Here is an 18181-nt window from a genome sequence, read left to right as displayed (position 1 = left end):
CTCAAGGTTTGTCTGAAGGAGAGAAGTGATGCGTTGGGAAGTCTGGCTGGCCTATTTCGCCGCGTGCTGGGTCATTGCCGTGTCGCCCGGTTCAGGCGCGGTACTGTCGATGAGCCATGGCCTGTCGTACGGCGTGCGCAGGACGTCGACCACCATCTTCGGCCTGCAGGCCGGGCTGGTCATCATCCTGCTGATTGCCGGTGGCGGGCTGGGGGCGCTGCTGCTGGCGTCGGAGCATGCGTTCGCCGCGGTCAAGACCGTGGGCGCCATGTACCTGATCTACCTGGGCCTGCAGCAATGGCGGGCGCGGGTTGAGGAAGGCACGGCAGCGAATGGCAGCGATGCCGTACGCGTGACGCCAATGAGCCCGCGCCGGCGTTTTGCCACCGGCCTGCTGACCAACGTGACCAACCCGAAGGGGATCATCTTCATGGTCGCGGTGCTGCCGCAGTTCATCGATCCCGCGCATCCGCTCGGGCCGCAGCTGGCCATCCTCGCGGTGACGATGTGCGGCGTCGATCTGGTCGTCATGCATGGCTATGCGCTGCTGGCCTCGCGCATGCAGGGCCTGTTCCGCAATGCGCGCGCCGTGCGCTGGCAGAACCGCTTCTTCGGCAGCGTGCTGATGGCCGTCGGCGCGGCGCTGTTCTTCGTGCGCCGCCAGCACGCCTGAGGGCGGCTTGCCGGTCGCTGCTGGCGATAAGCGGTCCGGTTTGCTTCAATGAGGGGAGACCTTCGTCGCGGAGATCCCCTGATGCCGACTTTCCTTTCGCCCGCCGGTACGACCGCGCGCCCGGCGCATACCGTCCCGCCCCTCGACGATCCCACGCCCCCGGGGGTCCCGCCCGACCTGCCCCTGCCGCCGGAAGACGATCCGCTCCCGCCACCCGTGGAACCGCCTGTAGGCGTACCGCCGCGGCGCTGAATCCATCGTGCGGTATCAACCCGGTGTGCGCAATGCACGCCGATACTGGATCGCCTCGCCGATGTGCGCCGTGGTCAGGTTCCCCGCGCCCTCGAGGTCGGCGATCGTGCGCGCTACCTTGAGCACCCGGAAGTACGATCTTGCCGACCACGCCAGCCGTGCCATGGCGCCGCGCAGCAAGGCCTGGGCGGTCGGCTCGAGCGGGCAGTGGTGCTCGATCTCGCGCCCGGCCAGGCCGCTGTTGGGCTTGCCCTGCCGCGCCAGCTGGCGCTCGCGCGCGGCCAGCACGCGGGCGCGCACGACCTCGCTGGGTTCTCCGGCGGGGCCGTCCAGCATCTCGCCCTGATCCTGCGCCGGAACTTCGATCTGCAGGTCGATCCGGTCGAGCAGCGGCCCTGAAATCTTCGACTGGTAGCGCCGGACCTGATCGGGCGTGCAGCGGCATGCGCGCTCCGGATGGCCAAGGTAGCCGCAGGGGCACGGGTTCATGGCGGCCACGAACTGGAAGCAGGCCGGGAAGTCGGCATGGCCCGCCGCGCGCGCGATGGTGATGCGGCCCGATTCCAGCGGCTCGCGCAACACCTCGAGCACCTTGCGGTCGAACTCGGGTAGTTCGTCCAGGAACAGAACGCCATGGTGCGCCAGCGAGATTTCTCCGGGGCGTGGATTGCCGCCTCCGCCGACCATGGCCGGCCCGGACGCGGTGTGATGAGGCGACCGGCACGGCCGCACGCCCCATCGCGAGGGCTTGAAGCCGCCGGGCGTCAGGCTCAGCACGGCGGCCGATTCCAGTGCCTCGTCGAGCGACATCGGCGGCAGCAGTCCGGGCAGGCGCTGGGCCAGCATCGACTTGCCCGTGCCGGGTGGCCCCACCAGCAGGGCGGAATGCTGGCCAGCGGCGGCCACTTCCAGCGCCCGCCGCGCCTGCGCCTGGCCGCGCACGTCGCGCAGGTCCGGTCCAGGCTCCGGCACCAGCGCGAGCGCGGCCGGGACCGCGCGGGCAATGCGCTGGTTGAACGGCGGCGCGAAGTGGCCACAGACCTCTCGCAGCGTGGCGGCGCCGTGGACGGCCAGGTCTTCGATCAGTGCCGCCTCGGCACCGTTGCCCGCTGCCACCAGGAACGCGCGCGGGGTGTCGCCGCAGGCCTGCCGCACGGCGTTCTCGCGCGCCAGGCGCATGGCCATCGCCAGCGCGCCGCGCACCGGCCGCAGGTCGCCCGACAGCGACAGCTCGGCGGCGAACTCGTATTGGTCGAACTCCGCCGACGGTATCTGCCCGCTGGCCGCCAGGATGCCTAGTGCGATGGCCAGGTCGAAGCGGCCCGACTCCTTTGGCAGGTCCGCCGGCGCCAGGTTGACGGTGATCCGGCGGCTCGGGAACTCGAAGCCGCTGTTCAGGATGGCGGCGCGCACGCGCTCGCGGCTTTCGCGCACGCCGGTGTCAGCCAGGCCGACGATGGTGAAGACAGGCAGGCCATTGGCCAGGTGGGCTTCGACACGCACGGGCGGCGCCTCGATACCGGTGAGCGCGCGGCTGTGCAGGACGGCAAGGCTCATGTGTCTCGAACGTCGTTGTGACGCGGTTGTGATGGAAGCTTGTTGGAAGCGTTAACGAAAAAGGCCGCCGTGAAACGGCGGCCTTTCGGCAACGGGTCAGGCAGCGGCCTGGGCGTCATGCGCCCCCGGTGCTGTCCACGGCACCAGGTCCGGGCGGAATGCCGGCGCGGCGCTCCAGCTCGGCTACGCGTTCTTCCAGTTCCTCCAGGCGCGCGCGCGTGCGGGCCAGCACCTGCGACTGCACATCGAATTCCTCGCGCGTGACCAGGTCAAGCTTGGCGAAGCCCTGGGTCATCATGCTGCGCACATTCTTTTCGATATCCCTTGCCGGCGAGTTGCGCAGTGCCTCGTTGACCTTGTTCTGCAGGTCGTTGAAGAGATCGGTCGGTTTCATGGTTTCTCCTTCGCGCACCTTGGTGGTGCCAGTCCTGGGAATGACCTGCCGCATGCCTCGCTTTCGCACAGGAATTGGGCGCCCATATTGCGGGCGGCCCGTCCGCCGACGTGCTGGCCGGTCATCTTCAGGCTTCGATTATCGCCCTTCAGGCACGTGCATGAAAGCTCCGCCGTGCGGCCGTTCACACCTTTTGACGCGATCTGGCTTTGCTGCAAGGCAAATTGAAGCCGGGTTCTGATCACCCTTCGTCCTTCCGGTATTTCCGGATGCCTGGTTTCCGCAGAGCTGGCACGGCAGTTGCAGTAATGAGTTCGCCCGCATCACCGAAACCCCAAAAACGAAATCCGAGCCAAAAGGAAAAGGAGAAGGAACCCATGAAGAAGTTGGCCCTTGCAGTCAGCGCGGTAGTTCTCTGTAGTTCCGCTGCCACCGCATTCGCCCAAAGCGCCACGGATGCTGCGGCGCCAGCCCCGGCCGCCGCTGCCGCGGAGCCCGCGTCGCCGCATACGTTCACGGCGAACGTCGCGCTGGTGTCGGACTACCGCTATCGCGGCCTCAGCCAGTCCAACCGCCGTCCGGCCATCCAGGGCGGCTTCGACTACGCGCATGAGAGCGGCTTCTACATCGGCAACTGGAACTCCAGCATCAGCTGGATCTCGGACGCCGACAAGTCGGTGTCGGCACCGATCGAGATGGACTTCTACGGCGGCTTCAAGAACACCTTCAAGGCCAGCGACCTGGAGTTCAACTATGACGTCGGCGTGCTGCAGTACTTCTATCCGGGCGGCTACAGCCAGCCGCGTCCTTACACCACCGAGCTCTACGCCGGCATCGGCTACGGTCCGGTATTCCTGAAGTACTCCCAGGCGCTCACCAACCTGTTCGGCATCGCCAACAGCCAGTACAGCAGCTACATCGACCTGAGCTTCAATTACCCGCTCAATGTGTGGGACCTGACGCTGAACGCGCATGTCGGCTACCAGAACGTCCAGCACATCAGCGCGGCTTCCTACCTGGACTGGAAGCTCGGCCTGACCAAGGACCTGGGCAAGGGCTTCTCCGTGGCGGTGGCCTATATCGGCACCAACGCGAAGGACTCGTTCTACACCAACAGCTATAACCACAACGTCGGCAACAACACGGGGTGGGTGTCCCTTTCCAAGACTTTCTAATTGAGCGTCAGCCAGGGCAGGCCGCAGCGGCGTGCCCACAGGAGAAATCGATGAAACTGATCATCGCAGTCATCAAGCCCTTCAAGCTAGACGAGGTGCGTGAAGCACTGTCCGACGTCGGCGTGTCGGGCATTACCGTGACCGAAGTCAAGGGCTTTGGCCGCCAGAAGGGCCACACCGAGCTGTACCGCGGCGCCGAGTACATCGTCGACTTCCTGCCCAAGGTGAAGATCGAGGTGGCAGTGCCCGACGATGTGGTGGACCGTGCTATCGAGGCCGTCGAAAAGTCGGCCCGCACCGGGAAGATCGGCGACGGCAAGATCTTCGTGGCGCCGATCGAGCAGGTCATCCGCATCCGCACCGGCGAGACCGGCAGCGATGCCCTGTGACAGCACAACGACAAGAGGCTAGACAAATGAAAACCTGGTTCAAGCGAATCCTGACGGCGGGCGCGATGGCCCTGGCCATCGGCACGGCCGGCGTCGGCCTTTCCACCCATGCCGTCGCGCAGGACAAGCCGGCGGCAGAGGCCTCCGCGCCGGCCGCCGCCGCCGCGCCAGCCGCGGCGCCTGCGGCAGCAGCGGCCGCCCCCGCCGCCGCCGCTGCCCCGGCCGAAGCGGCTGCCGCGCCGGCCGCGCCCGTGCCCAACAAGGGCGATACCGCCTGGCTGCTGGTCAGCACGGCCTTCGTGATCCTGATGACGCTGCCTGGACTGGCACTGTTCTACGGCGGCCTGGTGCGCTCCAAGAACATGCTGTCGGTGCTGATGCAGTGCCTGGTGATCTTCTCGCTGGTCGCGTTGTTGTGGGCCGTCTATGGCTACAGCTTCGCCTTCACCGAGGGCAATGCCTTCTTCGGCGGCACCGACCGGCTGTTCATGAAGGGGCTCACGGTCGACGCCGTGGCGGCCACCTTCAGCAAGGGTGTGGCCGTGCCGGAACTGGCTTACTTCGCCTTCCAGTGCGCGTTTGCCTGCATCACCTGTGGCCTGATCATCGGTGCCTTTGCCGAGCGCGCCAAGTTCTCGGCCGTGCTGGTGTTCGTGGTGCTGTGGTTCACCTTCTCGTACATCCCGATCTCCCACATGGTCTGGTTCTGGCCGGGTCCGGACTCGTTCACCGACGCCGCCGCGGGTACGGCAGCAACGGCCAAGTCCGGCTGGCTGTTCCAGAAGGGTGCGCTCGACTTCGCCGGCGGCACCGTGGTGCACATCAACGCCGCCGTGGCTGGCCTGGTGGGTGCCTTCATGTTCGGCAAGCGCATCGGCTTCGGCCGCGAGGCGATCCGTCCGCATAGCCTGACCTTCACCATGGTCGGTGCCTCGCTGCTGTGGTTCGGCTGGTTCGGCTTCAACGCCGGCTCGGCGCTGGAAGCCAACGGCTCGGCCGCGCTGGCCTTCGTCAACACGCTGCTGGCCACCTGCGCCGCGGTGCTGGCGTGGACCTTCGGCGAGTGGATCGGCAAGGGCAAGCCCTCGATGCTGGGTGGTGCCTCGGGTGCTGTGGCAGGCCTGGTCGCCATCACCCCGGCAGCCGGCTTCGTCGGCCCGATGGGTTCGATCGCAATCGGCCTGCTGGCTGGCCTGCTGTGCCTGTGGGGCGTGACCGGCCTGAAGCGCATGCTGGGCATGGACGACTCGCTCGACGTGTTCGGCGTGCACGGCGTTGGCGGCATCCTGGGTGCGCTGCTGACCGGCGTATTTGCCGCGCCGAGCCTCGGCGGCACCGGCATCTACGACTACGTGGCCAACAAGGTGGCGGACGACTACTCGATCGCCGGCCAGGTCTGGATTCAGTTCCAGGGCGTGCTCACCACCATCGTGTGGTCCGGCGTGGTGGCCTTCGTGGCCTACAAGCTGGTGGACATGCTGATCGGCCTGCGGGTGCCGGAAGAAGAAGAGCGCGAGGGCCTGGATATCACCTCGCACGGTGAAACTGCTTACGAGGTCTGATCGTAAAGGTGTTGTGCTGGAGAGCTGATTGGGAATCGACTCTCAGGAGTTTTGCCCGGCCGCGTGCCGGGCTTTTTTCTGTCGCGCCGCAAGGGCAGGCCTGGCGCGGCAGAGCGGTTCTTCGCCGGGTGCTTAAATCCGATCTTAAAAAGCTTCAATTGTATTTAGGGGGTAGCGCACATAAATTGCCAGTGAGGCAGTTTCCTCCACCTGCAGAACGCTCCCCGTATCTGTCAGGCCATTTGAAGGCGCGGCAATGCCGCGCTTCTTTTTTTGTGCCGCCGCCGGGGTTTACATCTGCGCGGACGTCCCCATATCCACATCCCTTATGCTGCGCCGGGCATATCCTTATAAAGGGCGTGCCAGCAGCCAATTGGCCGTTCCTCTACAATCTGGGCGAACGATTAAGACGACCAATAGATCAACAGGATGGATATGGTCCCGCATCTCATCACCGCGCTGAACGGTCCGCTGCTCGAACTGGAGAAGAAAATCCTGGACGCCACGCCGTCCATCGAGCGCTGGTTCAGGCTGGAATGGCAGGAACATACGCCTCCGTTCTATTGTTCGGTGGACCTGCGCAATGCCGGCTTCAAGCTGGCGCCGGTCGACACCAACCTGTTCCCGGGCGGGTTCAACAACCTGGCGCCGGAAATGCTGCCGCTGGCGGTCCAGGCGGCCATGGCCGCGATCGAGAAGATCTGCCCGGACGCCAAGAACCTGCTACTGATCCCCGAGCGCCATACCCGCAACATGTTCTACCTGCAGAACGTGGCGCGGCTGTCGCTGATCATGCGCCAGGCGGGCCTCAATGTGCGCCTCGGGTCGCTGTCCGAGGAAATCACGGAGCCGACGCCGATCGAACTGCCCGACGGACAGAGCTTGGTGGTGGAGCCGCTGGCACGCCTCGGCACCAAGGACCGCCGCCTCGGGCTGAAGGATTTCGATCCCTGCTCGATCCTGCTGAACAACGACCTCTCGGCCGGCATTCCGCCGATCCTGGAGAACATCAACGAACAGTACCTGCTGCCGCCGTTGCACGCCGGCTGGTCGACGCGCCGCAAGACCAACCACTTCGCCGCCTATGACGAGGTCGCCAAGAAGTTCGCCAAGCTGATCGACATCGACCAGTGGATGGTCAACCCGTACTTTGCGCGCTGTTCGGGCGTGAATTTCCACGAGCGCATCGGCGAGGAAGCGCTGGCCGACTCGGTGGAGGCCGTGCTTAAGAAGGTGGCCAAGAAGTATCGCGAATACGGCATCAAGGAAACGCCTTACGTGGTGGTCAAGGCCGATGCGGGCACTTACGGCATGGGCATCATGACCGTGCGCGACCCGTCCGAGGTCAAGGGCCTGAACCGCAAGGAACGCAACAAGATGAGCGTCGTGAAGGAAGGCCTGGAGGTCAGCGACGTCATCATCCAGGAAGGCGTCCATACCTTCGAGAAGGTCAACGAGGCCGTGGCCGAGCCGGTGGTCTACATGATCGACCGCTACGTGGTCGGCGGCTTCTACCGCGTGCACACCGGCCGCGGCAACGACGAGAACCTGAACGCCCCGGGCATGCACTTCGTGCCGCTGGCGTTCGCGCCCAACGGCATCCCGGACAGCCACGCCAAGCCGGGCGCGGCGGTGCCGAACCGCTTCTACATGTACGGCGTGGTGGCGCGGCTCGCCCTGCTGGCGGCTTCGCTCGAACTCGAAAAGACCGACCCGAATCCGATTCTCTGACGAGCCGCCATGCGCATCCTCTTCATCACCGATCCGCTGGAGACCTTCAAGACCTACAAGGACTCCACCTACGCCATGATGACGGAGGCCGCCGCGCGCGGCCACCAGCTGTTCTGGAGCCTCCAGTCGCAGCTGTCGCTGTTCGGCGACCAGGTCGAGACCGTGGCCACGCCGCTGCAGCTAACGGGCGACAGCCATGACTGGTTCCGCGAAGGCACGCCGGCGCTCACGTCGCTGAAGGACTTCGACGCGGTGCTGATGCGCAAGGATCCGCCGTTCGACATGGAGTACGTCACCAGCACCTGGCTGCTGGAGCTGGCCGAGTCCCAGGGCGCGCGCGTGTTCAACAAGCCGGCCGCCATCCGCGACCATTCAGAGAAGCTGGCGATCAACCAGTTTCCGGAATTCATCACGCCGACGCTGGTGACGCGCGACATCGCGCGCATCCGCGACTTCCACGCCGAACACCGCGACATCATCATCAAGCCGCTGGACGGCATGGGTGGCATGGGCGTGTTCCGGGTGGGCCCGGACGGCATGAACCTCGGTGCCATCGTCGAGACGCTGGGCGAGGACGGCCGCCGCACGCTGATGATCCAGCGCTATATCCCGGCGATCAAGGACGGCGACAAGCGCATCCTGCTGATCGGCGGGGTGCCCGTGCCGTATTCGCTGGCGCGGGTGCCGATGGCCGGCGAAGTGCGCGGCAACCTGGCCGCGGGCGGCACGGGCCGCGCCCAGGAGCTGAGCGTGCGCGACCGCGAGATCGCCGAGGCGCTGGCGCCGGGGCTGTGGGAGAAAGGCTTGCTGCTGGTGGGGCTCGATGTGATCGGCGATTACCTCACGGAAGTCAATGTGACGAGCCCGACCTGTTTCCAGGAGATCACCCAGCAGACCGGGTTCCAGGTGGCCGCGATGTTCATTGACGCGCTCGAACATGCGGTAGAGGCACCAGGGGCCTGAGCAAAGCTCGCCGGTAGGAGGAGTCCGAAAGCGGGCGTAAGGCGGCCAGGAGGGCGAAAAAACCGGGGAAGGCGCCTGCTACAATCGGGCCAGTCCAACGGATTCACAACATGGCAGGAATTCTGATCATCGCGCACACCCCACTGGCTTCGGCCTTGCGCGATTGCGCCACCCACGTCTACTGTGGCCAGCCGCAGCGGCTGGAGGCCATCGACGTCCTTCCTGACGCGGATCCCGCCACCGTCCTTGCGGAAGCCCGGCAACGGCTCGATGCCGTCTGCGACGAAAACGGCGCGCTGGTGCTGACCGACATCTTCGGGGCCACGCCAGCCAATATTGCGGCGCGGCTGGCGGAACCGGGGCGTGTCCGGGTGCTGGCCGGCGTCAACTTGCCGATGCTGGTGCGCGCCATCTGCTATCGCGGGGAAAAGCTCGACCAGCTGGTGGCCAAGGCGCTTGCCGGGGGATCGCAGGGCGTGCTGCAGGTCGGCACAACAACCGTACAAAACCAAACAGCCAACCATCCCGACCGATATGCTGCAGAGGGACACCACCATAATCAATAAGCTCGGGCTGCATGCCCGCGCATCGGCCAAGCTGACCCAGCTGGCCGGCAGCTTTGCCAGTCAGGTCAAGATGTCCCGCAACGGGCGCCAGGTCGATGCCAAGAGCATCATGGGCGTGATGATGCTCGCGGCGGGCATCGGGTCCACGGTGACCATCGAGACCGACGGGCCGGACGAGCAGGCGGCGATGGACGCGCTGCTGGCGCTGATCGCCAATCGCTTTGGCGAGGGCGAGTGAGGTCCGCCGCGCCACGATGCTTCCCTGAACGTTCCTGACGGAGCGGCACATGTCATTTGCCCTGCACGGCATCCCGGTCTCCCGCGGCGTCGCCATCGGCCGCGCCCATTTGCTGGCGCCCGCGGCGCTGGACGTCTCGCACTACCTGGTAGATGAAGACCGGCTCGACGACGAGGTCGAGCGCCTGCGTTCGGCCCGCGCCGCCGTGCGGGCCGAACTGTCCGCACTCAAGCGCGACCTGCCGCGCGAAGCCCCCGAGGAAATGGGGGCGTTCCTGGACGTGCACGCGATGATCCTCGATGACGAGGCCTTGTCGCGCGAGCCGGAAGCCCTGATCCGCGGGCGCCGATACAACGCGGAGTGGGCGCTGACCACGCGGCTTGAAGAGCTGATGCGCCAGTTCGACGAGATCGAAGACGAATACCTGCGCGAGCGCAAGGCCGACATCCAGCAGGTGGTGGAACGGATCCTGAAGGTGCTGGCCGGCGCGCCGGTGCTGGCGCCCGCGCCTGTGCCCGCACTGGCCGCCGACGGCGAGCCGGCGCCGGGCGTGATCGTGGTGGCCCACGATATCGCGCCGGCCGACATGCTGCAGTTCCGCCACACCGTCTTCCACGGCTTTGTGACCGACATGGGCGGCCGCACCTCGCACACGGCCATCGTCGCGCGCAGCCTGGACATCCCCGCGGCGGTCGGCGTGCAGAGCGCCAGCGAGCTGATCCGGCAGGACGACTGGATCATCATCGATGGTGACGCCGGGCTGGTGATCGTCGATCCCTCGGCCATCATTCTCGAGGAATACCGCCACCGCCAGAGCGAGCGCGCGCTGGAAAAGAAGCGCCTGCAGCGCTTGCGGCACACGCCGGCGGTCACCCTGGACGGCCAGGAGGTTGACCTGCTGGCCAATATCGAAATGGCCGAGGACGCCGGCGCCGCGCTGGCGGCGGGCGCCGTGGGCGTTGGCCTGTTCCGCTCGGAATTCCTGTTCATGAACCGGCGCGGCGAGTTGCCCGACGAGGACGAGCAGTTTGCCGCCTACCGTCGCGCGGTCGAGGCCATGCATGGCCTGCCGGTGACCATCCGTACCATCGACGTCGGTGCCGACAAGCCGCTGGACGGACGCGGCGACGATTTCGAGACCGCGCTCAATCCGGCGCTCGGGCTGCGTGCGATCCGCTGGTCGCTGTCGGAGCCGACCATGTTCCTGACGCAACTGCGCGCCTTGCTGCGGGCCTCGGCCTTCGGGCCGGTGCGGCTGCTGGTGCCGATGCTGTCGCATGCGCGCGAGATCGACCAGACCCTCGAATTGCTCGCGCAGGCCAAGCGCCAGCTCGACGAGTGCGGCGTGCCCTATGATCCCGGCCTGAAGGTCGGCGCCATGATCGAGATCCCGGCCGCGGTGCTGCTGTTGCCGCTGTTCCTGAAGCGCATGGATTTCCTGTCGATCGGCACCAACGACCTGACGCAATACACGCTCGCCATCGACCGTGCCGACAATGCCGTGGCACACCTGTTCGATCCGATGCACCCGGCCGTGCTGCAACTGATTGCCCGGACCATCCGCGAAGCCAACCGGGCCGGCGTGCCGGTGGCGGTCTGCGGCGAGATGGCCGGTGATCCGGGCATGACGCGCCTGCTGCTGGGCATGGGCCTGCGCGAATTCTCGATGCATCCGGCGCAGCTGTTGCGGGTCAAGCAGGAAGTCCTGCACGCCGATTGCACCCGTCTCGAGCCGCTCGTCGACCAGGTGCTCAGCGCCTACGAACCCGAGGAGCAGGAAGCCGCGCTGCGGCAACTCGCTAAGCCCTAGGGCGCAAAGGGTTTTTCTGCAAGTTTGCGCATAATCGTCACTTTTGCATGGTGAATGTGCGCCAAAAATGGCTTGCCACGCTTCCTGACGTGATGCAGATCCCACCTTTGCACATGTGGCTTAATGGGAATTGTTATCATTTTCGATCTTTGGTATTCTGACGTTCATTCGAGCGGCAAGCCGGTGCCGCCAGCCCCCAAGGAGGGAGTTGTGTACGTCTGCATCTGCAACCAGATTACCGATCGCGAAATCCATGGAGCCGCTCTTCTGGGCGTCGAGACCCTCGACGAACTGGCCGAGACGCTTGGCGTCGGGACCTGCTGCGGCCGGTGCCGCGAGTGCGCCCACGAGGTGCTGCAGGAAGGCATAGCCGCCGTGCGAAACGTGACTGCAGCCACGATCGGGAGCATCCAGGTTGTGGAGATTTCTACCTGTTCGGTGTCCACCACATGTACCATAATGGACACTCGGGACCCGGCAGTCGCGAACGACCAGCGTCAGGCGCTGGTGGCTTGAACGCGCCCATGAACTGAAACGGGGTTCACGGCGCGTTTTCGCGCATTCTTGCTTCGACTGCAAACGGCGCCTCTGGCGCCGTTCGTGTTTTGGCGCGGGCCCGATGCAACAGGAGCCACCCATGAAAGGTGACAAAAAGGTCATCCAGCATCTGAATGCCCAGCTCAAGAACGAGCTGACCGCGATCAACCAGTATTTCCTGCACGCGCGCATGTATCGCCATTGGGGCCTGAAGAAGCTCGGCGAGGTGGAGTACAAGGAATCGATCGGCGAAATGAAGCACGCCGACCGGCTGATCGACCGCATCCTGATGCTCGACGGCCTGCCCAACCTGCAGGACCTGCACAAGCTGCTGCTCGGCGAAGACACGCCGGAGATGCTCAAGTGCGACCTGAAGCTCGAGCAGGGCGCGCATGCCACCGTGAAGGAAGGGATTGCATACTGTGAATCCGTTGGCGACTATGTCAGCCGTGAGATCCTGGTAGATATCCTCACCGACACCGAGGAGCACATCGAATACCTGGAGACGCAGCTGGACCTGATCGACAAGGTCGGCCTGCAGAACTACCTGCAGTCGCAGATGGAGCCGGGCGAGCAGTAAGCCGCCAGTTCCTGCCGGGCTGCCTTTTCGGGTGGCCGGCATCCCCGCGTGGCGCATCCGGGCGCCACCGCCTTGTTTGCCCACCTGCAGTAACCCTTCTCATTCCAATTCTTTTCTTCATCCAGACCGCCGTACAGGAGCCATGACCATGGCCAAATCCATTCGCCTGACGCAGGGCAGCCACGGGGCCGGCTGTGGCTGCACCATTTTCCCCAATATGCCCGACGTGATCCGCGCCGGTGTGGAACTAGCCACTGTCGTTGAACGCGTCGTGCGCCGGAGGTGGTCTGATGCGTGAGGACACCGGCGACTTCCGGCAGCTGTTTCTGAGCGGCGCGCCGATGATGGATGTGCGGGCGCCACTGGAGTTTGCGCGCGGCGCGTTCCCGGGCACCGTCAGCTTGCCGCTGATGGATGACGAGGAGCGGCATCAGGTCGGCCTTTGCTATGCGCAGGCGGGGCAGGACGCGGCGATCGAACTGGGTCATCGCCTGGTGTCGGGCGATATCAAGGCCGCGCGGCTAGCGCAATGGGCGGCGTTTGCCCGCGCGCATCCGGACGGCTACCTGTACTGCTTCCGTGGCGGCCTGCGCTCGCAGATCGTGCAGCGGTGGCTGCGCGACGAGGCGGGCATCGAATACCCGCGCGTGACCGGCGGCTACAAGGCCATGCGCAGCTTCCTGATCGACGTGACGGAGCAAGCCGCGGCCACGCGGGATATTCTCGTGCTTGGCGGCATGACCGGGACCGGCAAGACCGACGTCATCGACGAGGTGCCGGCGGCCGTGGACCTGGAGGGGCTGGCCCGTCACCGCGGCTCCGCGTTTGGCCGCCGCGCGCAGGCGCAACCGCCGCAGGTCGATTTCGAGAATGCGCTGGCCATCGACCTGCTGCGGCGGGCCGATGCCGGCTACCGCGCGCTGGTGGTCGAGGACGAGGGCCGCTTCATCGGCGGCCGGGACCTGCCCAAGGTGCTGTGGCAGCGCATGCAGGCGAGCCCGCTGGTGTGGCTGGAGGCGCCATTCGACGAGCGCGTCGAACGCGTGTTGCGCGACTATGTGCTGGGCCTGGCAGCCGAGCACATCGACCAGCTCGGTCCGGAGGCCGGTTTCGAGGCGTATGCGGCGCGTCTGCGTGATGCCATGGCGGCAATCTCCCCGCGCCTGGGCGGCGAGCGCTACGCGCGGCTGTCGACACTGCTCGAGCAGGCGCTGGTCCGCCAGTCGGAGCAAGGCGAAACCGGCTTGCATCGTGGCTGGATCGAAGTGCTGCTGCGCGACTACTACGACCCGATGTACGCCTACCAGAAGCAGAACCGAGCGGAGCGCATCGTGTTCCGCGGCGACCGCGCCGCGGTGACCGAGTGGCTGCGCGAGCGCTCCGCGCGTTGAGCTTGGCCGGCGTTGCGCTAGTGTCCCGCGCAGATCGGGCAGTCCGGCGTCCGCGCGAGCTGCATCGTGGTCCACTCCATCGTCATGGCATTGACCATCAGCAGCCGGCCGGCCAGGCTTTGGCCCACGCCGCTGAGCAGCTTGAGCGCTTCGGCCGCCTGCACGGTGCCGACCATGCCCACCAGCGGCGCGAACACGCCCATGGTGGCGCAGGCGACTTCGGGCGCTGGCTCTGACGGCGGGAACAGGCAGGCGTAGCACGGCGCGTCGTCGCGGCGCCGGTCGAACACGCTGATCTGGCCGTCGAAGCGCAGCGCCGCGCCAGACACCAGCGGCACGCGGTGCCGTACGCAGGCACGGTTGACGGCCTGGCGTGTGGCGAAGTTGTCGCAGCAATCGAGCACCACGTCAGCCTGCGCCACGAGCTGGTCCAGCTCCGCATCGCCGACGCGGGTTGCGATGATTTCCACCTGCACGCCCGGGTTGATGCGCAGCATCCCTTCGCGCGCCGATTCCACCTTCAGGCGGCCGACGTTTTCCGTGGTGTGGATGATCTGGCGCTGCAGGTTGGTCAGGTCCACGTGGTCGTTGTCGACCACGCTGATCCGCCCGACGCCGGCCGACGCCAGGTAGGGCAGGGCCGCGGCGCCCAGGCCGCCGGCGCCGATCACCAGCGCGCGGGCGCCCAGCAGGCGTTCCTGGCCTTCGATGCCCAGTTCATCGAGCAGGATATGGCGCGAGTAGCGCAGCAGTTGATCGTCGTTCATGGCATCAGGCTCAGGACAGGGCCCGGAGGCAACTTAGGGCCGGGCGTGCAATGTAAAAAGCGGCCCCGCGGGGCCGCTTCTGGTCAGGGTGCCGCTCAGGGCGAGGGCGCCTTGCCGGTCGGCGTGCCCAGCGGCGCGCCCATCGGCGCGCTCGCCGGGGGCTGCTTGGCCGGCGCCGGCGCAGGCTTGGCCGCCGGGGCGCTGGGGCTCTTCTTCGCCGGTGCGGCCTTGGCCGGCTTGTCGGCGGGCGGGTTGGTTTCGAGCTTCGACTTGGAACGCTTGACCGGCTGGCCGTCGAGCTGGGCGATGGCCTGCTGCAGCATGAAGTCGTCGGCCGAGCCGAATTCGATCGGCTTCTTGCGGCGATCCTTCTCGCGCTCTTCCGGCGTCTTCTTCGCGTTTTCCTCTTCCAGGCGGCGCAGTTCTTCCACGCGGCGCTGTTCGCGCTCGTTCATTTCCGGCTCTTCCGATTCCTGCTTGTTGTGCAGGTGGCGCTCGGTGTCGATCTCGCGGGTGATCAGCGCGTCGTCCGGATCGCCGTCCGCGTTCTGGTCGACCGGGATGTCCGGGCGGATGCCCTTGGCCTGGATCGACTTGCCCGTCGGCGTGTAGTAGTACGCGATGGTCAGCTTGATGCCGGTGTCATTGGTCAGCGGCCGCACGGTCTGCACCGAACCCTTGCCGAACGTGGTCTTGCCCATGATCAGCGCGCGGTGGTGATCCTGCAGCGCGCCGGCCACGATCTCGGACGCCGACGCCGAATAGGCGTTGGTCAGCACGACCATCGGGATCTTCTTGTACAGCGCCGGCAGGTCCTTGAGCGGATCGTCCTCGATCGACGACAGGCGGTAGTTGTTGAAGGTCGCCTTGTACACGCGCTTGGCGTCGGCAACCTGGCCGTTGGTGGAGACCACGGTAGAGTCTTCCGGCAGGAACGCCGCTGCCACGCCGACCGCGCCTTGCAGCACGCCGCCGCCGTTGTTGCGCAGGTCCAGGACGATGCCCTTCAGGCCCGGGTTCTTCTGCGCCATCTCGTTCAGCCTGCGTCCCAGGTCCGCCACCGTGCGTTCCTGGAAGCTGGTCAGGCGCACCCAGCCGATGGTGTTGTTGTCCAGCATCTTGGTCTTGACCGACTGGACGCGGATTTCGGCGCGGGTGATCGAAACCGGGAAGGTCCGTTCCTCGCTCTTGCGATAGATCGTCAGCGTGACCTTGGTGCCCGGTTCACCGCGCATGCGCTTGACCGCCTGCTCCAGCGGCAGGCCGCGCACGGGCTTGTCATCGATACGGGTGATCAGGTCGCCGGGCTGGATGCCGGCGCGGAACGCGGGCGTGTCCTCGATCGGGTTGATGACCTTGACCAGTCCTTCTTCCTGCGAGATCTCGATGCCCAGGCCGGCGAAGCGGCCGCGCGTGCCTTCCTGCAGTTCCTTGAAGTCCTTTTCGTCCAGGTAGGCCGAGTGCGGGTCGAGGCTGGCGACCATGCCCTTGATGGCTTCGGTCAGCAGCTTCTTGTCATCGACCGGCTCAACATATTCGCGCTTGATCTGCCCGAAGATGTCGGCCATCAGCCGCAGCTGGTCCAGCGGCAACGGGCCGGAAGAATTCTGCGCGGTTGCCGAAATCTGCAGCGTGGCCAGCACGCCGGCGACAAGTCCGACCGAAACGAGACTGATGTTCTTGAGCGTCTTACGCATGAGGGCTGCCTGAACGTGTACGTAGGGGGATTATGCCGGCTGCAGCCGCCACGCGTGGGGCGCGGGGCGGTTTGTCCGACAGTATAAGTGGGTGTGAAGAAAAAGGCCTGTCACGTACCGGCGGTCGGTGGGCGGCCGCACCATGGCTGGTGCAGGTCGCCCGGCGGGCTTTCAGCGCGCCTTGCCCTGGCTGGCCACAGCCGCCAGGGAGGCGGCGATGGCTTCCTGGTCGCCCAGGTAGTAGTGGCGCAGGGGGCGCAGGTTGGCGTCCAGCTCATAGACGAGCGGGGTGCCGTTGGGGATATTGAGGCCGACGATATCGTCATCCGAGATCTGATCCAGGTATTTCACGAGGGCGCGGATGCTGTTGCCGTGAGCGGCGATGACCACGCGCTTGCCCGATTGGATGTCGGGCGCGATGGATTCGTTCCATAGCGGCAGCACGCGGGCCACGGTGTCCTTCAGACATTCGGTCAGCGGGATTTGTTCGCGCGGAACGCTCGCGTAGCGCGGATCGTCGTACGAGGCACGCGGATCGGTAGGTTCCAGCGCGGGCGGCGGGGTGTCGTAGCTGCGGCGCCACACCAGCACCTGCTCGTCGCCGAACTTGGCGGCGGTTTCCGCCTTGTTCAGGCCGGCCAGCGCGCCGTAGTGGCGTTCGTTCAGGCGCCACTCGTTGCGCACCGGAATCCACATCTGGTCCATTTCGTCCTGCACGTGCCACAGCGTGCGGATGGCCCGCTTGAGCACCGAGGTGTAGGCCACGTCGAAGGCGAAGCCGGCATCCTTGAGCAGCTTGCCGGCCAGGCGGGCCTGGGCGGCGCCGGTTTCGGTCAGGTCGACGTCGACCCAGCCGGTAAAGCGGTTTTCGAGATTCCACGTCGACTCGCCATGGCGGATAAGGACTAGCTTGTACATGCTGCTGCTTCCAGAGTGTAGGTAACCTGCGTGCGCCGGTATCGCCCCATGCGCGTCGCCATGTGCCAGCCAGGCAACAATGAGGCGACAATGGCCGCTGTGCCTGACAGCGGAGGCCCGGACACCAAACCGCGTATTTTATAATGCCGCCGACCCAACCCAACGGAACGCCAACGTGAATTTCTTCGCCGACTATAACAACCTTGCCCTGATCGCACTTGCCGTGGTCTCCGGCGGACTGCTCGCCTGGCCCACGATTGCCCGCGGCACCGGCGGAAAAGCCGTCAATACGGTGACCGCCACCCAGCTGATCAACAAGCGCGGCGCCGTGGTGGTCGACATCCGTGATGCCTCCGAGTATGCCAAGGGCCACCTGCCGCAGGCCAAGAGCGCCCCGCTGGCCGAGCTGGCCTCGCGCGCGGCCGGTCTTGCAAAGGACAAGGCCGTCCCCATCATCGTGGTATCCCAGACTGGCCAGGGCCTCGGCAAGGCTCAGGCAGCGCTGAAGGAAGCCGGGTACAGTGAGACCTATGCCCTTGAAGGCGGCCTCGCCGCCTGGCAGCAGGCCGGTCTTCCGGTCATCAAGTAAGCCGCGCCCGACTGGCCGGCCTGTCCGTCACATCGCGCCGGACCCTGCATCTGGCAGGGCCGTGGCGTTTGAGTATCGAAGGAGATTCAGCATGGCCCGCGTCGTCATGTACAGCACGGTGGTGTGTCCCTATTGCGTGATGGCCGAGCGCCTGCTCAAGGCCAAGGGCGTAGAGACGATCGAGAAGATCCTGATCGACCGCGAACCCGGCAAGCGCGAAGAAATGATGTCGCGCACCGGCCGCCGTACCGTGCCGCAGATCTATATCGACGACACCCATGTTGGCGGTTTCGACGATCTCTCAGCGCTGGACCGCCAGGGCGGCCTGTCGCCGCTGCTGGCTGCCTGAGCCCGCTCCGGCGCGGGTGATATTGCCACCCGCGTCATGTACC

Annotated in this window: 20 protein-coding genes; 15 read left to right on the top strand and 5 right to left on the bottom strand. The window is 65.9% G+C overall.

The features are described from left to right. Positions 1 to 28: 28 nt before the first annotated feature. Positions 29 to 673, top strand: coding sequence for a LysE family transporter (locus tag AC3FKG_RS09405; RefSeq protein WP_483710280.1), 645 nt, complete (start codon positions 29 to 31; stop codon positions 671 to 673). Positions 674 to 940: 267 nt separating this feature from the next. On the opposite strand, the gene AC3FKG_RS09400 is transcribed toward AC3FKG_RS09405, so the two are convergent. Together AC3FKG_RS09400 and AC3FKG_RS09395 are read right to left on the bottom strand one after the other, a co-directional pair. Beyond that, positions 941 to 2482, bottom strand: coding sequence for a YifB family Mg chelatase-like AAA ATPase (locus AC3FKG_RS09400; protein WP_483710281.1), 1542 nt, complete (start codon positions 2480 to 2482; stop codon positions 941 to 943). A gap of 115 nt (positions 2483 to 2597) precedes the next feature. After that, positions 2598 to 2876, bottom strand: coding sequence for an accessory factor UbiK family protein (locus tag AC3FKG_RS09395; protein ID WP_483710282.1), 279 nt, complete (start codon positions 2874 to 2876; stop codon positions 2598 to 2600). A 377-nt stretch (positions 2877 to 3253) separates the two neighbouring features. Here AC3FKG_RS09395 and AC3FKG_RS09390 point away from each other — a divergent pair, with 377 nt between their 5' ends. The 12 genes from AC3FKG_RS09390 (at position 3254) to mnmH (ending at position 13818) form a co-directional block, all read left to right on the top strand. After that, positions 3254 to 4051 carry a TorF family putative porin gene (locus tag AC3FKG_RS09390; protein ID WP_483710283.1) on the top strand — a complete coding sequence of 266 codons (798 nt, stop codon included), beginning with the start codon at positions 3254 to 3256 and terminating at the stop codon, positions 4049 to 4051. 50 nt (positions 4052 to 4101) lie between these two features. Further along, a complete protein-coding gene (locus AC3FKG_RS09385) occupies positions 4102 to 4440 on the top strand; it encodes a P-II family nitrogen regulator (RefSeq protein WP_276099315.1) in 339 nt (112 codons plus the stop codon). 26 nt (positions 4441 to 4466) lie between these two features. Further along, complete coding sequence (locus tag AC3FKG_RS09380; RefSeq protein ID WP_488742910.1) at positions 4467 to 6002, top strand: ammonium transporter; 1536 nt, start codon at positions 4467 to 4469, stop codon at positions 6000 to 6002. 435 nt (positions 6003 to 6437) lie between these two features. Beyond that, complete coding sequence (gene gshA, locus AC3FKG_RS09375; RefSeq protein WP_483710285.1) at positions 6438 to 7733, top strand: glutamate--cysteine ligase; 1296 nt, start codon at positions 6438 to 6440, stop codon at positions 7731 to 7733. A 9-nt stretch (positions 7734 to 7742) separates the two neighbouring features. Then, on the top strand, positions 7743 to 8696 hold the full coding sequence (gshB, locus tag AC3FKG_RS09370) for a glutathione synthase (protein ID WP_483710286.1): 954 nt from the start codon (positions 7743 to 7745) through the stop codon (positions 8694 to 8696). Between the two features lie 110 nt (positions 8697 to 8806). Then, a complete protein-coding gene (locus AC3FKG_RS09365) occupies positions 8807 to 9262 on the top strand; it encodes a PTS sugar transporter subunit IIA (RefSeq protein WP_483710287.1) in 456 nt (151 codons plus the stop codon). Then, complete coding sequence (locus AC3FKG_RS09360) at positions 9231 to 9500, top strand: HPr family phosphocarrier protein (RefSeq protein ID WP_483710288.1); 270 nt, start codon at positions 9231 to 9233, stop codon at positions 9498 to 9500. The genes AC3FKG_RS09365 and AC3FKG_RS09360 overlap by 32 nt, the downstream gene beginning before the upstream one ends. A 49-nt stretch (positions 9501 to 9549) precedes the next feature. Beyond that, positions 9550 to 11310: a phosphoenolpyruvate--protein phosphotransferase gene (gene ptsP / locus AC3FKG_RS09355; RefSeq protein WP_488742909.1), complete on the top strand. Its 1761-nt coding sequence runs from the start codon at positions 9550 to 9552 to the stop codon at positions 11308 to 11310. A 210-nt stretch (positions 11311 to 11520) separates the two neighbouring features. After that, positions 11521 to 11826: a (2Fe-2S)-binding protein gene (locus AC3FKG_RS09350; RefSeq protein WP_488742968.1), complete on the top strand. Its 306-nt coding sequence runs from the start codon at positions 11521 to 11523 to the stop codon at positions 11824 to 11826. 121 nt (positions 11827 to 11947) lie between these two features. Then, entirely contained in the window at positions 11948 to 12427 is a 480-nt protein-coding gene (gene bfr, locus AC3FKG_RS09345; protein WP_483710290.1) for a bacterioferritin, read from the top strand. A 148-nt stretch (positions 12428 to 12575) separates the two neighbouring features. Beyond that, positions 12576 to 12725, top strand: coding sequence for a hypothetical protein (locus AC3FKG_RS09340; protein WP_488742972.1), 150 nt, complete (start codon positions 12576 to 12578; stop codon positions 12723 to 12725). After that, entirely contained in the window at positions 12718 to 13818 is a 1101-nt protein-coding gene (gene mnmH, locus AC3FKG_RS09335) for a tRNA 2-selenouridine(34) synthase MnmH (RefSeq protein WP_488742908.1), read from the top strand. Before AC3FKG_RS09340 ends, mnmH begins: the two co-directional genes overlap by 8 nt. 17 nt (positions 13819 to 13835) lie before the next feature. On the opposite strand, the gene AC3FKG_RS09330 is transcribed toward mnmH, so the two are convergent. The 3 genes from AC3FKG_RS09330 to gpmA all read right to left on the bottom strand — a co-directional run bounded on the left by AC3FKG_RS09330 (position 13836) and on the right by gpmA (position 17200). Then, a complete protein-coding gene (locus AC3FKG_RS09330) occupies positions 13836 to 14585 on the bottom strand; it encodes a HesA/MoeB/ThiF family protein (RefSeq protein WP_488742907.1) in 750 nt (249 codons plus the stop codon). A 95-nt stretch (positions 14586 to 14680) separates the two neighbouring features. After that, positions 14681 to 16282 (bottom strand): S41 family peptidase, encoded by a 1602-nt coding sequence (locus tag AC3FKG_RS09325; protein WP_483710293.1) that lies wholly within the window; start codon positions 16280 to 16282, stop codon positions 14681 to 14683. Positions 16283 to 16453: 171 nt separating this feature from the next. Next, complete coding sequence (gene gpmA / locus AC3FKG_RS09320) at positions 16454 to 17200, bottom strand: 2,3-diphosphoglycerate-dependent phosphoglycerate mutase (RefSeq protein ID WP_483710294.1); 747 nt, start codon at positions 17198 to 17200, stop codon at positions 16454 to 16456. A gap of 175 nt (positions 17201 to 17375) precedes the next feature. Here gpmA and AC3FKG_RS09315 point away from each other — a divergent pair, with 175 nt between their 5' ends. After that, positions 17376 to 17789, top strand: coding sequence for a rhodanese-like domain-containing protein (locus AC3FKG_RS09315; RefSeq protein ID WP_488742906.1), 414 nt, complete (start codon positions 17376 to 17378; stop codon positions 17787 to 17789). A gap of 91 nt (positions 17790 to 17880) precedes the next feature. Beyond that, positions 17881 to 18138 (top strand): glutaredoxin 3, encoded by a 258-nt coding sequence (grxC, locus tag AC3FKG_RS09310; protein WP_483710296.1) that lies wholly within the window; start codon positions 17881 to 17883, stop codon positions 18136 to 18138. Positions 18139 to 18181 lie beyond the last annotated feature (43 nt).

Source organism: Cupriavidus sp. 22TCCZM04-2 (genome assembly GCF_057798895.1).
The sequence above is the reverse complement of the archived record's forward strand: the minus strand, read 5'-3'. Positions and strand labels throughout refer to the sequence as shown.

What these genes read in the sequence shown, in the direction of transcription:
- mnmH (WP_488742908.1), top strand. Translation starts at nt 12,718, where the DNA reads ATGCGTGAGGACACCGGCGACTTCCGGCAGCTGTTTCTGAGCGGCGCG.
- AC3FKG_RS09400 (WP_483710281.1), bottom strand. Translation starts at nt 2,482, where the DNA reads ATGAGCCTTGCCGTCCTGCACAGCCGCGCGCTCACCGGTATCGAGGCG.
- AC3FKG_RS09340 (WP_488742972.1), top strand. Translation starts at nt 12,576, where the DNA reads ATGGCCAAATCCATTCGCCTGACGCAGGGCAGCCACGGGGCCGGCTGT.
- gpmA (WP_483710294.1), bottom strand. Translation starts at nt 17,200, where the DNA reads ATGTACAAGCTAGTCCTTATCCGCCATGGCGAGTCGACGTGGAATCTC.
- AC3FKG_RS09395 (WP_483710282.1), bottom strand. Translation starts at nt 2,876, where the DNA reads ATGAAACCGACCGATCTCTTCAACGACCTGCAGAACAAGGTCAACGAG.
- AC3FKG_RS09405 (WP_483710280.1), top strand. Translation starts at nt 29, where the DNA reads ATGCGTTGGGAAGTCTGGCTGGCCTATTTCGCCGCGTGCTGGGTCATT.
- AC3FKG_RS09360 (WP_483710288.1), top strand. Translation starts at nt 9,231, where the DNA reads ATGCTGCAGAGGGACACCACCATAATCAATAAGCTCGGGCTGCATGCC.
- AC3FKG_RS09325 (WP_483710293.1), bottom strand. Translation starts at nt 16,282, where the DNA reads ATGCGTAAGACGCTCAAGAACATCAGTCTCGTTTCGGTCGGACTTGTC.
- AC3FKG_RS09385 (WP_276099315.1), top strand. Translation starts at nt 4,102, where the DNA reads ATGAAACTGATCATCGCAGTCATCAAGCCCTTCAAGCTAGACGAGGTG.
- grxC (WP_483710296.1), top strand. Translation starts at nt 17,881, where the DNA reads ATGGCCCGCGTCGTCATGTACAGCACGGTGGTGTGTCCCTATTGCGTG.
- AC3FKG_RS09380 (WP_488742910.1), top strand. Translation starts at nt 4,467, where the DNA reads ATGAAAACCTGGTTCAAGCGAATCCTGACGGCGGGCGCGATGGCCCTG.
- ptsP (WP_488742909.1), top strand. Translation starts at nt 9,550, where the DNA reads ATGTCATTTGCCCTGCACGGCATCCCGGTCTCCCGCGGCGTCGCCATC.
- bfr (WP_483710290.1), top strand. Translation starts at nt 11,948, where the DNA reads ATGAAAGGTGACAAAAAGGTCATCCAGCATCTGAATGCCCAGCTCAAG.
- AC3FKG_RS09330 (WP_488742907.1), bottom strand. Translation starts at nt 14,585, where the DNA reads ATGAACGACGATCAACTGCTGCGCTACTCGCGCCATATCCTGCTCGAT.
- gshA (WP_483710285.1), top strand. Translation starts at nt 6,438, where the DNA reads ATGGTCCCGCATCTCATCACCGCGCTGAACGGTCCGCTGCTCGAACTG.
- AC3FKG_RS09390 (WP_483710283.1), top strand. Translation starts at nt 3,254, where the DNA reads ATGAAGAAGTTGGCCCTTGCAGTCAGCGCGGTAGTTCTCTGTAGTTCC.
- AC3FKG_RS09365 (WP_483710287.1), top strand. Translation starts at nt 8,807, where the DNA reads ATGGCAGGAATTCTGATCATCGCGCACACCCCACTGGCTTCGGCCTTG.
- gshB (WP_483710286.1), top strand. Translation starts at nt 7,743, where the DNA reads ATGCGCATCCTCTTCATCACCGATCCGCTGGAGACCTTCAAGACCTAC.